Annotated in this window: 10 protein-coding genes; 2 read left to right on the plus strand and 8 right to left on the minus strand. The window is 67.5% G+C overall.

The window, feature by feature from the left end; all coding sequences use genetic code 11:
- Positions 1-505 (minus strand): chitosanase (locus Mth01_RS28145; RefSeq protein ID WP_204018995.1); only part of this gene is annotated, 505 nt, incomplete at its 3' end.
- Positions 506-701: 196 nt separating this feature from the next.
- Between Mth01_RS28145 and Mth01_RS28150 the strand changes: the two genes are divergently transcribed.
- The gene (locus tag Mth01_RS28150; protein ID WP_204018996.1) at positions 702-2,348 is read left to right on the plus strand and encodes an acetolactate synthase; all 1,647 of its coding nucleotides are present in this window, start codon (positions 702-704) and stop codon (positions 2,346-2,348) included.
- Positions 2,349-2,431: 83 nt separating this feature from the next.
- Here Mth01_RS28150 and Mth01_RS28155 read toward each other — a convergent pair whose 3' ends face one another.
- Together Mth01_RS28155 and Mth01_RS30550 are read right to left on the minus strand one after the other, a co-directional pair.
- On the minus strand, positions 2,432-4,135 hold the full coding sequence (locus Mth01_RS28155) for a serine/threonine-protein kinase (RefSeq protein WP_204018997.1): 1,704 nt from the start codon (positions 4,133-4,135) through the stop codon (positions 2,432-2,434).
- Between the two features lie 351 nt (positions 4,136-4,486).
- On the minus strand, positions 4,487-4,555 hold the full coding sequence (locus Mth01_RS30550; protein ID WP_456154386.1) for a hypothetical protein: 69 nt from the start codon (positions 4,553-4,555) through the stop codon (positions 4,487-4,489).
- A 182-nt stretch (positions 4,556-4,737) separates the two neighbouring features.
- Between Mth01_RS30550 and Mth01_RS28160 the strand changes: the two genes are divergently transcribed.
- Entirely contained in the window at positions 4,738-5,115 is a 378-nt protein-coding gene (locus tag Mth01_RS28160; RefSeq protein WP_239090064.1) for a thioesterase family protein, read from the plus strand.
- A gap of 29 nt (positions 5,116-5,144) precedes the next feature.
- Here the strand turns inward: Mth01_RS28160 and Mth01_RS28165 are convergent, their stop codons facing one another.
- The 5 genes from Mth01_RS28165 to Mth01_RS28185 form a co-directional block, all read right to left on the minus strand.
- A complete protein-coding gene (locus tag Mth01_RS28165; RefSeq protein WP_204018998.1) occupies positions 5,145-5,357 on the minus strand; it encodes a biotin/lipoyl-binding carrier protein in 213 nt (70 codons plus the stop codon).
- 31 nt (positions 5,358-5,388) lie between these two features.
- Complete coding sequence (locus Mth01_RS28170; RefSeq protein WP_204018999.1) at positions 5,389-6,726, minus strand: acetyl-CoA carboxylase biotin carboxylase subunit; 1,338 nt, start codon at positions 6,724-6,726, stop codon at positions 5,389-5,391.
- 146 nt (positions 6,727-6,872) lie between these two features.
- The gene (locus Mth01_RS28175; RefSeq protein WP_308440857.1) at positions 6,873-8,075 is read right to left on the minus strand and encodes an HD-GYP domain-containing protein; all 1,203 of its coding nucleotides are present in this window, start codon (positions 8,073-8,075) and stop codon (positions 6,873-6,875) included.
- A gap of 107 nt (positions 8,076-8,182) precedes the next feature.
- Positions 8,183-9,556 (minus strand): HD-GYP domain-containing protein, encoded by a 1,374-nt coding sequence (locus Mth01_RS28180; RefSeq protein WP_204019000.1) that lies wholly within the window; start codon positions 9,554-9,556, stop codon positions 8,183-8,185.
- A 791-nt stretch (positions 9,557-10,347) separates the two neighbouring features.
- Positions 10,348-12,768, minus strand: a complete 2,421-nt coding sequence (locus Mth01_RS28185) for a hypothetical protein (protein ID WP_204019001.1) — start codon at positions 12,766-12,768, stop codon at positions 10,348-10,350.
- Between the last annotated feature and the right edge of the window lie 77 nt (positions 12,769-12,845).

The raw sequence follows: 12,845 nt of genomic DNA on the forward strand, positions 1-12,845 counted from the left end.
CACGGTCCCGCTCGTCCTCCTGGGCCCGCTGGAAGACCCGGTCCTTGACCGCCCTCTTCCAGGCCTTGACGAACTTCGAGCCGAGACCGGAATGGGAGTCCGAGCCGTTCACCCGGCGCAGCGCGGGGAGATATTCGGCCAGCACGTTGCGCGGCTTGCGCTTGGTATAGAGCTCGACCAGGTCGAGCATGTCGCCGGTGCCCGAGCAGAATCCGACGATGCCGGCGGTGTAGCCGCGATCGTCGTCGATGTCCTCGATATAGCCGTACTGGGCTCTCCAGTCGAGGGACGAGTTCTCCGCGCTGGAGACGATCCGCATGGCGATCTCCTTCTTACGCGGATCGGTGAGATCGACGCCGCTCTCCGCCCCGTCCCGGACCGCCGTGGCGACCACTGTGGGGGCTGCGGTGGGGGCTGCGGTGGGCGGGCAGGATGCCGCCGGAGCGGCGACGATCAATGCGAGCAACACGGGTGGGAGGACGAGCACGGAGGTCAGGCCGGGCATGGGTCTCCTTTGGGGGTGGAGGAGCAGCCGAGGCGGCACGTCGTTCGATCTGACGGGGGGTTAAGTAAACCACCGGGTGTCCCGAGCCGCCGATGCCGGGCGACGACGGGTGTGACGGCACGCGATTGCGGGCAGGTTCGCGGGGACCAAGAAGTCTTCTGTTCCGGCTAAGTGACCGACTGGTAGGTTTCCCCGCATGGAGTCCCCCAAGCACGCAGGCGACATCGCGGTCGCCGTCTCCCAGGCGTACGGCGTCGACACGATGTTCACGCTGTCCGGCGGGCACGTGTTCCCGCTGTACGACGGCGCGGTCCACCGGGACATGCGCATCCTGGACGTACGCCACGAGCAGAGCGCGGTCTTCGCCGCCGAGGCGACCGCGCGCCTGACCCGACGTCCCGGCCTGGCGGTGCTGACCGCCGGCCCCGGCGTCACCAACGGCGTCTCCGGGGTCGCGACGGCCCACTTCAACGGCTCACCGCTCGTCGTGCTCGGCGGCAGGGCGCCGCGCTCCCGCTGGGGCTCGGGCGCACTGCAGGAGATGGATCACCCCCCGCTGTTCGAGCCGATCACCAAGCTCGCCTTCACCGGGTCGGGCGCCGACTCCATCGGGCAGGACGTCGAGACGGCGTTCCGTACGGCACTGGCCCCGCACCGCGGGCCGGTGTTCCTGGACGTCTACATGGACGACCTGTTCGCGCCCTCGGCCGACTTCGATGCCCAGACGCTGACCCCGTCGCCGCTCGAACCCGACACCGACGCGCTCGCCGGGATCGCCCGGCTGATCGCCGAGGCCGAGCGGCCGGTGCTGGTGCTCGGCTCGGACGTGTGGATGGACCGCGCCGAGGAGGCGGCCCGGGACTTCGCCGAGGAGTGGCGCCTGCCGGTCATCCCCAACGGCCAGGGCCGGGGCATCCTGCCCTCCGGCCACGACCTGCTGGTCACCCGCGCCCGGGGGCTCGCGTTCGGACAGGCCGACCTGGTCATCGTGGTCGGCACACCGCTGGACTTCCGGCTCGGCTACGGCTGGTTCGGCGGCAAGGACGGCGCGCCGCTCTCCCGGGTCGTCCACATCGTGGACGCGCCGTCCCAGCTCGCCACCCACATCGGTCTGGCCGGGTCGGCCGCGGGCGATCTCTCGGTCACCCTGTGGGGGCTCGCCTCGGCCTGCCGTACCGCCGGGGTGAATCCGAAGGCGTACGAGCCGTGGAAGGACCGGCTGGCCGAGACCGCGGCCGCCGCGATCGCGTCCGACGCGCCGCTGCTGGAGTCGGACGCCGATCCGATCCACCCGATGCGGATCTACGGCGAGCTGAACAAGCTGCTCGGCGACGACGCCGTGGTGATCGGAGACGGCGGCGACTTCGTGTCCTACGCGGGGAAGTACGTCGAGCCTCGCAGACCCGGAAACTGGCTCGACCCGGGGCCGTACGGCTGCCTCGGCACCGGGCTCGGCTATTCGATCGCCGCCCGGCTCGCCCGGCCGTCCTCGCAGGTCGTGCTGCTGCTCGGCGACGGCGCCGCCGGCTTCTCGCTGATGGACGTCGACACGCTGGTACGGCACCGCCTGCCGGTTGTCATGATCTGCGGCAACAACGGCATCTGGGGGCTGGAGAAGCACCCCATGCAGCTGCTGTACGGCTACGACGTGGCGGCCGAGCTGCAGCCGCAGTGCCGGTACGACCAGGTCGTGACGGCGCTCGGCGGCGGCGGCGAGCTGGTGACCTCGCCCGACGAGATCGGACCGGCGCTGCGCCGGGCGTTCGACTCCGGCGTGCCGTACCTGGTGAACATCGCCACCGACCCGCAGATCGCCTACCCCCGCAACACCACCGGCGTCTGATCCCCGAGCCTTATGGATCTTGCACAGCGAACTGCGAGATCACGCCCGGGGCTTGTCCCCGGGTTCACGTTCGAGCCCGGGGGTCAGGAACTGGAGCTGGGCGACGGGCTGGGCGACGCCTGTGGGGGCGACTGGGACGGGCAGGCCTTTCTGGCGATCGCGACCATCACGTTGGACCCCTCCGGCCTGGGTGTGCCCGCCGCCGGAGACTGGTGGCTCACCTGGCCCTCGCATTCGCCATCGCCCTTGTAGCTGACGCTGACTCCGAATCCGAGCTGGGTCAGCTTGGCCCTGGCCGCGCTCTCGTCCAACCCCTTGACCTCCGGCACCTTGACCATCTTCACTCTCGGACTGGGCGAGGGCGACGGGCTCGGCGACGGGCTCGGCGAGGGCTTGGGTGACGGACTCGGTGACCGGCTCGGCCGCCTCGTCGGAGGCGGAATCACTCTCGTCGGGCTCGGTGAGACGGTCCTGCCCTTTACGCGAGTGCGACTGGGCGAGGGCGAGGGGACCTCGGCGGTGACGGACGGCTCAGCGGACGGCACCGGCACCCCGGAACGGGCGGAGGCGAGGTTGACGCCCGCCGCGACCAGGCCGACCACGACCACGCACCCGGCCATGCCCGCCACGATCGGCCCGGTGCGCGTCCTGCGCCCCTTCTTGAGCTGCGCCCGGCGAGACGATCGGGATCCCGGTTGTGCCCCCTCCTGGCGCCCCGCGGCGGACGCCGCCTGCGTGGTCGCGGACAGGGGAGCCAGGTGCGACGCAGCGGCGCCGTCGTGCCAGGTTTCCCTGGTGACCCGATAGGTCTGCCCGTCCCCCAGGTAGTCCGTTTCCTGGAACGCCGCCTCGATCATCGCCGCGTCCGCCGACTGCTCGATCGGCGCGGCGCCCGGATGCCCGTACGGCGTTGCCGCGACCGGCTGTCCATAGCCGGGGTCGGGCTGTACAGCACCGGTGGGGCGGGCGGACTGGCGGGCCGCCTGGCTCATCGCGGCGGCGGACGGCCACCGGCGCGCCGGGTCCTTGGACATCGCGCGCTCGACGACGGCGCGCACCGCGGGCGGCACGTCGGACGGCAGAGGCGGCGGCTGTTCGCGGATGTGCTTGAGCGCGATCGTCACCGGCGTGTCGCCGTCGAAGGGCCGCTGACCTGCGAGACACTCGTAGGCCACCACGCCCAGCGCGTAGATGTCCACCGCGGGGGTCACGGGAGCCCCCTCCGCCTGCTCCGGAGCGCAGTACGCGGCGGTGCCGAGGACCATGCCCGCGTCGGTGAGACGGCTGCCCGAGTCGGCGCGGGCGATGCCGAAGTCGGTCAGCACCAGCGTGCCGTCCGAGCGGACCAGGAGGTTGCCCGGCTTGATGTCGCGGTGCACGATGCCGCTGTCGTGGACCGCCTGGAGCGCCGCAGCGGCCTGCGCGATCAACTCCATCGCGGGTTCGGCGCCGATCCGGCCGAGCCGCGTCAGCAGCCGGTCGAGGGGCTCTCCGTCGACGAAGCGCATCACCAGGTAGGCGGTCGGGCCGTCGCCGGGGACCTCGGCGACGCCGTAGTCGTAAACGTCGACCACGCCCGGGTGATTGATGGTCGCCATCGCCCTGGCCTCGCCCTGGAAGCGTACGGCGAAGCCGGGGTCGTTGAGTCGCCCGGGAAGCAGCACCTTTACGGCGACGGTGCGTGCGAGTACAGTGTCCTCTCCCCGCCACACCTCGCCCATGCCCCCGGCTCCGAGCCGGGCATCCAGCCGGTAGCGTCCAGCCAGGGTCGTGCCTTGGGCCACCATCTGCGCCCCGTACCCCCTACGTCGTATTCGACAAATCGTGCCCCGCCAAGCGCGGCCCAGATGGCGCCTCGCCGTGCCGGAGCCCCATCCACGAAACTTCCTCGCAGGCTCGAAACTTCCGTGGGCCCGGGAGGTCGCCCATAGGCTCCGCTACGAACTCCTCCTCCGGCCGGCGATGTATCCGTCTGGATCCACCCTCGCGACGGGCAGCATTTGTCAAACACTCCTAATTCACTCTGCCCCCGAAGTGTCCAACAAAGCAGCTTCGCATCGCGAGAAGATAACTACAGGGTCACAGAAGCCAGAATTGGTTGGGCTTCCACTCCAGGGTCAGACTCAAATCCTAGCGGTTTACCCGCCCACATCGCCGTGCTTCGAGCAACAGGCCGACCGGCTTGCCGGGGTCACCTGGACGACCATGCGGCGACGGCAGTGTGGGCAGAAGCGCGGAGCTCCATCGTTCTCGCGGCCCGGCAGGCCGCATGATCGGCTTCAGCCGCCGGCCGACCGCAATGATCACAGTAGAGGCTGATGATGTCACCCCGCTCGTCGGGCACCGAACCGCGTCCGGAGCGCGACGGCGTCCTAATAGGCTGGCGCGCATGAGAATTGCCCCAGGTCTGCACGCCGAAGTCCTCATCATGGTCGAGCGGGAGGACACCGCCATCAGGGTCGGCAGCGGCGACGTCCCGGTCCTCGGCACCCCGCGACTGCTGTCGTTCGCCGAGGGGGCCATGGTCAAGGCCGTCCAGCCCTACCTTGAGCAGGGACAGACGACCGTGGGCACGAAGGTCGCGCTCGATCACCGCGCGCCCAGCCCGGTCGGCATGCACGTTGAGGTCAGCGCGGAACTGGTCGAGGTGGACGGCAGGCGGCTGATCTTCTCGGTCAAGGCCGTCGACAAGAACGGAACGCTTGTCGCCACAGGGCGAGTCGAGCGGGTCATCGTCGACCGCGAGAGGTTCCTCGCCCGGCTGTGACGCCCGCTCGGTGAACGGAACCCGGCGATCTACTCGATGACGGCGATCAGGTCGCCCTCCTGGACAACGTCGCCCTCGGCCACCTTGAGCTGTGCCACCGTGCCCGCGTCCTCGGCGAGGACCGGGATCTCCATCTTCATCGACTCGAGGATGACGAGTGTGTCGCCCTCCTCGACCGCGTCACCCTCACTCACAACGATCTTCCAGACGTTCGCCACCATCTCGGCGTGCACCTCTGCCACCCGGAACTCCCATCATCATCGATCCAGCGGATCAAGCTTGCCTCATCCGGGCGACCAGCCCGGTGTCGTAGTCCCCGCTCACGAACTCGGGGTGGTCCAGCAACTCGGCGCAGAACGGCAGGTTGTGCTTCGGCCCCGCCAGCCGGAAGGCCGCGACAGCCGTACGGCCCCGGGCCAGTGCCTCCTCCCGCGTCGCGCCGTGAACGCAGAGCTTGGCCATCAGCGGATCATAGAACGGCGTGACCGTGTTGCCCGCTACGTAGCCGGAATCGACGCGCACGCCTTCGCCCGCCGGCTCCTCCCACACGTCGATCTTCCCGGGCCCCGGGAAGAACCGCTTGGGGTCCTCGGCGTACACCCGGAACTCGATGGCGTGCCCGCGCGGAGGAGCCGCCGCCACCGGGAACACCTCGCCGGCCGCGATGCGAATCTGCAGCTCGACCAGGTCGAGTCCGGTGACCAACTCGGTGACCGGGTGCTCCACCTGGAGGCGGGTGTTCATCTCCAGGAACACGAAGTCCTGCGCGTCGGCGTCCACGAGGCACTCCACCGTGCCGGCACCGCGGTAGCCGACCGCCTCCCCCGCCCGTACGGCCGCGGCCAGCATGCGCTCACGCAGCCCGGGGCTGACGCCGGGCGACGGGCTCTCCTCCGCGACCTTCTGGTGCCGCCGCTGGACCGAGCAGTCCCGCTCGCCCAGGGCCACCACTGTGCCATCGGCCAGGCCCAGGATCTGCACCTCGACGTGCCGGGCCCGCTCGATGTATCGCTCAAGCAGGATCGCCGGATTGTCGCCGAACCGAGCCGCGGCACGGGACGCCTGCTCGAACGCCTTGACCAGGGATGCGTCGTCCCGCGCCACGCCCATGCCGATGCCGCCGCCGCCACCGGCCGCCTTCACCATGACCGGGTACCCGATCCGGGCCGCCGCTTCGAGGGCCTCCGCCTGGTCCGTCACCGGCTCACGGGTGCCGGCCGCGACCGGCACGCCCGCGCTCTCCATCAGGTTCCGGGCATTGATCTTGTCGCCCATGCGCTCGATCGCATCGGGGTCGGGACCGATCCAGACGAGACCCGCATCGGTGACCGCACGAGCGAACGCCGCGTTCTCCGCGAGGAACCCATAACCGGGATGGATCGCCTGTGCCTCCGTGGCCCGGGCGGCGTCGATCACCTTGCCCGCGTCGAGGTAGCTCTGCGCCGGGCCGGCCGGCCCCAGGAGAACCGCGTCGTCGGCCTCGCTCACGAACGGCAGGTCGGCGTCCGCCTCCGAGTGGACCGCGACCGCGCGCAGCCCCATGCCCTTGACCGTACGGATGATCCGCCGAGCGATTTCGCCACGATTGGCGACAAGAACTGAGTCGAACACGCAGTCAACCCTATGATGATCTAGCCCTCCGCTCCCCCACCTGATTCCAACTGAACCGGCCGGGCGAAACTGTAGGGTCGCCACAACAACCATGCCCTCGGCGCGGCGTTCCGCGGCTCTCATTGGGACATCTGCTACAACCGTTGCTACAACCGTGCGGCGGGATCCAGGCGGTCGATCGTCCGCGCCATCGCCTCCACGACGGCGGGGTCGTACTCCCTGCCCACGCCCAGGCGGAGCCGCTCGATCGCGGCGGCGGCCCGGTCCCTGTCGGCGGAGCCGCCGACCAGGTCGTCGTAGGCGTTGGCCGCTCTGATGATCTGGCTGGCCGGCGGAGGTGAGTCGGCGACGGGATCGCACTGCCGCCGGACGATCTCGGCGACGCCGTGGAGGACCCCGGCCTTCCTGATCACCTCGGCGCCGAGCTCGGCGATCCGCCCGGCCTGCGCGGGGTCGGCCAGCACCGTCGCCCCGCCCGGGATCGGATCGCGCAGCGAGAGTTGTCCGATGTCGTGCATGAGCGCGGCGTATTCCAGCTCCAGCAACTGCGGCTCGGACATGCCGAGCTCACGCCCGATGGCCAGGGACAGCCGGCTGACTCGACGTGAATGCCCCGGTTCGACGTATCCGCCGACCTCGGTGACCCGGCTGAGCGCACGCACGGTCTGGAGGTACGTCGCCCGGATCCCCGCGTACTTGCGGAAGGCGACCTGGGTGACCAGCAGCGGCGCGGCGAAGGCCGGCAGCGCGGTCAGGTCCATGTTGTGCGAGGCGAGGGCGAGCAGCATGCCGGAGGCGGCCACCGCCGCGCCGAGCGGCGCCGCCATTCTGATCTCGTCCCGCACGGCGACGCCGAACGCGGTCCGCACCTGCGCGGCACGCGACATGGCCGCGATCAGCACGTCGGCGGCGAGCATGACCGTGCCGAGGGCGGCCATCACGCCCAGCGCCGGCCACCAGTTGTCGCGGGACGCGATCTCCTGGAGGAAGCCGGCCATTGGCCGGTAGGCGAAGGCCAGCAGCGAACCGGCGAGCAGCCGTCTGGCCATCGCTTCGAGCCTGGGCGGGCGGCCGACCGCCAGGTGCGGCAGCCCGCCCGCGATCATCCCTACCGCCATCACCGCGACGACCTGCAGGGCCGGGTGCTCCACCGGGCGCCCGCCGACGTCGAGCAGCAGGGCGTAGCCGAGGGAGGCCGCGGTGGAGATCGGGGCGACCTCGCGGTTGCCCGGCATCGTCAGCCGGGCCAGCTCGCCGGCTGCGATCAACGCGCCGAAGCCGATCGCCACCCGTGGGTCCACCAGTCCGACGGCCGCCGTGTGCGCGATCCCCGCCATGGTCAGCAGCATGGCCGCGAAAATAAGGAGGATCTGCGCGCCGTTCGGAGAACGTACGCCGCCCCGAGAACAGGCGGGGCCGGGACCATGCGGCCGCCCCGCCGCCATCCGCCGCTCTCTCATCTCTCCGACGCCACCTGGATGGGGGTGGTGGGATCGTCGTGATCCTTGACGGTCGTCTCGACGGCCGCGCCGACGGGCGGCTCGGGCAGGGACTGCGCGTGCTGCCAGCCGTCCCGTTCCAGTGCCTTGACGAAGGTGCCGACCATGTCGGGGTCGAACTGGGTCCCGGCGTTCTTACGCAACTCGGCGATCGCCTCCTCGACCGACTTCGCCTTGCGGTAGGACCGGTCGGACGTCATCGAGTCGAACGCGTCGGCCACCGCGATGATCCGGGCGAACTCCGGGATCTCGGATCCGGCCAGGCCCATCGGGTAACCCTTCCCGTCGTATTTCTCGTGGTGATGCATGATCCCGGCGAACGCCTCGTCGAGGAAGTCGATGCCACGCACGATCTCCAGGCCCCGCATCGGGTGGAGCTGGATCGCGGCGAACTCCTCCTCGCTGAGCTTGCCCTCCTTCTGCAGGACCTTCGTCGGCACGCCCAGTTTGCCCACGTCGTGGAGCATCCCGGCATAGCGGATGGCCCGTAGTCGCTCGGTGCCCATCCCGAGCTCCTCGGCGATCATGGAAGACGCCGCCGAGACCCGGGTGCAGTGACCCCGGGTGTAGTAGTCCTTGGTCTCCACCGCCTGACACAGCGCCGCGATGGTCGCGTCGTACGAGCGCTGCTCGGCGTGGTAGTGCCCCAGCGCCCAGCGTGCGACGAACAGCGGCAGCAGCACGAGCACCGTCGAGATCGACTGCACCGTGGCCCACAGAGCGGCGATCAGCAGGCCGAAGACGGCGTAGCCGACGTACGATCCGAGGAACTGGACGGTCGCGCGCAGCGGCACCTGGTTCCTGCCGACCTCGGAGGCGAGTTGCAGGATGCCCGCGGTCAGCAGAAAGTTGATCAGTACGAAGACGCCGGTCGCCGCGCCGTACGGCACGAGGATGCCGGGGAAGTCCGCGGTCCTGGGCAGACCGGGAACGCCCCCCGCCGATTCGAAGGCCCAACCGGCCGCGTAACCGCAGATGGCGTACTGCGCTCCGTTGAACAGGCGTTTCACCAGCGACAGCCCGGGGCGTACGTTGACCAGGGCCATCAGGCCGACCAGCGCCGCACCTTCCGGGCCTACCAGCACGACGGCCGCCAGCGCGGCCGAGTAGCTCACCGACACCGCCACGTGGGGCACGTTGAGCAGGGTCGGCACGGATTCACAGAGCAGGAAGAGCAGGGCCAGCACGAGGACCGTGGCCCAGTCGAGGTCGGCGATATTCCCGGGCGTGTAGCTGTTCCCGGGCACATAGACACTCCGCGCGATCAGGAACCCGGCGATCCCGATCAGCGCGGCGAAGTAGACCCTGGCAGGCCACGGCAGTTCCCGCAATGCGGCCACCTCGGATGAGAGAGGAGCCCGCGACCCCGCGGTCTGCTCAGAGACGATCAGCCACCGGGGCCACGGGCGCGGGTTGGGTATGTCGACGAAGACGATCCGTCCGACACCCTAGATCCAGGAGATTCCCTGGGTGGTCCCGGTGACCGGACCGGCCAGAGCCAGAACCGGCGAGAGCAGCGTCAGCGCCACGATCAGCCTGACGATGGTCTTCCCAAGCATGTGCCGCCTCCACATTCGTTCGCGAGATCAGGCTACAGAACGGGACACCAGACCTCAGGGATGTCGAAGCATCGCGGCCAAACCGTAATCAAGCCATCACACCCCGTTGAATTGCCCGACTCTGTCGTGGTTGGCGCAGGTGCTCCACGGCTGCGTCGGATGCCGAACCCGATGGCGGCGGACCCCTGTCAGGACGGCGAGACACGCGGACTGGCCGTGGCACCTATACGCCACCTCTCCCCGGCGCAAGGAGGGCGCCCGTAGTCGTATCGCTTACCGCTCTCCGCCTTGGCATAAAACCGGTCAGCGGGTAGCGGGGTCGTAAGGCAGCGCTCCGCCGGAGGCATCTGTTCTGCGCTCTCCCCGGGATGAAGGGTCGCGTAGACGCGCCCGTCGCTCCAGCTCACTACGACTGTCTCTTCAGTCTCGTTCGTCACGATGAACAGCTCTCGAGCGTACGGCTGGCATCCGACCAGGACGAGGGATACCAGGGCCGCGGCCCCCACCCTGGCACGCCTACCTTCGTTACGCCCTTGCACGTTCACCCATCTCCCATCCCGGCGTCATGTCTTCGCTGAGAAGAAGGCGGTCGTGGGCACGTCGATGAATCGTGGCTGGTAGTTGTCGGGGAAATAGTATCCACGAGTCCAGCAGGTCAGATTTATCGCGCTTGTACTTACCGTATACGAGATGACGATCCTTCCCTTGTCCGAGTTGACGTCCGCATGCACGCGAGCCCCGTACACGCTGGAGTGGTTGGGGTTCGTCTTCGTCTCCGGAGGAGTGAAGAGGTCCACTTGGTCCGAGCCGAATCCCCAGGCGGTCGTGGCGGGAACAGCGACGATCTTTCCTGGTGCCTCGGACGCGGGCGTGTGATGCACCAACCAGAATCGGCCGTTGAGATGGATCACGCTGAAGTCGACTTCGGATTTGGATTGCAGGGGCTTGGACGCGGCACATGAGGAGGTCCACTGGGCAGACCCGTCGGCCGCCGTACCGGAAAAATACCGCCATTGGCTCTGATCGGCAGGGTCCACGGTGCTGGCCGTACGCGCGAGGTACAGAGGTTTTTCCGCGCTCGTCCCGTCCGCCTCCCAGCCGTAGATGTAGGTCATGCCCTCATGGTCCAGGAGGGAGGCTCCCCAGATGATCGGGTAGGGCGGCCTGGCGGAGCAGTCCTGCAGTTTCGTCGGCGAGACGCTCATCGTTGTCCGCGTCGTCAGATCGGTCTGTGGGAACCGGACGTAGGCCGCGCGCGTGTTCTCGTCTCCTATTCCCTCGTAGTAGAACTTCACCACGTCTGATGTGCCGTTAGCGATACTGACCTTGGCATCTCCGGTCCAGTACTGCCCTCCCTCGCCTACTGGTGTCTTCGCGTACCGGTCCCAAAAGTCTTTGCCCGAGTCGTTTTCCCCGCACGTGCTGCCGCCCGTGATCGTGCGTAGACTGGAGCCGCCCTGGAGCACGATCGAGTTCCGGATGTAGCTGACCTCGGTACCGGGTGAGCGCTTGCTCGGATCACCGAGGAACGTGTCGGAAAAGAACCAGGCCCGCTTGCCGCCTGGCAATAGGGTCGACTGGACCCCGTCTCCACCGCTCCAATCAGCACAGCCGGCAGCGGCCTCCTGAGTGGACCACAGGTTGTTTAGGGCGCTGTTGGGCCGGGTGCCGCCATCTACCATCGATGCGTTCCAGTCGATTCGGACCGACGAATCATCGGCCGCACCGGATCCTCCGATCAGATCGCTCCGGATCACGATCAGTGTCCCCATCTCACCGGGATCCAGCATCACGCTGATCTCTCCGTCGCCTGCTAGCCGACTCCACCGGGATGGCGTACCCGACGGTCGACTGGAACTGACAGGCCAACTCACGAGCAGATAGTCCAGCATAGGGCGAAGATGCGGATCTTGCTCCTGGACTTGCAGGGTCAGCATACTTTGATCAGTCGACGATCCGGTAAACTCTAGATAGGATGCGCCTCCCGCAGAGACCCGTATCGACCCGTTAGCCGATCCCCCTTGGAGTAAGGTCTGCTCGACAGCCCGTGCGGGACGGTTACCCGCCAGTTTAACTGGCCAGAGAGTCGATGCATGCGGATCACGGTACCCCACCGATATACCTAAAAATCTACTTAGATCCAGCGCATCAACAGCCAGTCGATAATTTGCGGCCCAGAAGCCGGTCAAAACATTTCGCACCTCGAGGTTGTAGCCTTCAATGACATCCTTTATCACTTCCATTGGAAGCTGGGTCAGCCCCATCGACTCCCAGGAGTGCAGCACGAAATTCGAATCAGTTTGCTCTGTCAAGTATTGAGCAAGAATAAAGGCGCCGTACTGCCGCTTGTGCGCCTCCCAGGGCCAGGTGCTGGAGTTGAGCGCCCTTTGCGGTTCGCTAAGAAAAATGTCGCTTGCACTGCTGTAGATATCCCATCCGGAAGCGGACGGGTCGGTCTGATTGTACATGCGGTGCGTAGCCCATTCGGCCGTCGCCTCCATCCACCAGTTGACCGAAGGCAGGTCCGTGATGAGGTTGAGCTTCGGGATGAAGTAATATTGCATCACATGGAAGAGCTCATGATAGGCAAGATATCTGTACCTGTCGCTCGCCGGGGCCGAAGGAAGGATGATTACCGATCCCTCAAGCTGATCGAAGATGTGATCGCCGAAGGGCAAAGTCAATCCCGGGTTATCGTTCTCGTCAAAGCCGAAGTACACGCTGACGTAGCTTCCCGGGATATCGTAACCCCAGGACTTGTAAGCGGTCCAGGCCTTTGACAGCTCGCCGACGAAGGTATCTATAGCGTCCGGCACGCCATTCGAATTGATGTCTACGGGAGGAACGCCTGTGAAGCCCCTGACGCCATCGATACTGTAAATAACGTTAAATTCCTTCGTCAGCAGCGTGAAAGTTCTTTTGCAGTCGAATGTATGCAGGAGATAGAGCACATCCAGCGTCTCGCAGTCCTGCCAGGTGGTCAATCCGGCTCTACGCGGCCTAGCAGATTTCGTGTTCAGCCGAGTACGCTGAGTAGCTGTCGTTGGTTGCGTTCTGTAAC

The sequence above is a fragment of the Sphaerimonospora thailandensis genome, assembly GCF_016863115.1.
Classification (GTDB): Bacteria; Actinomycetota; Actinomycetes; order Streptosporangiales; family Streptosporangiaceae; genus Sphaerimonospora; species Sphaerimonospora cavernae.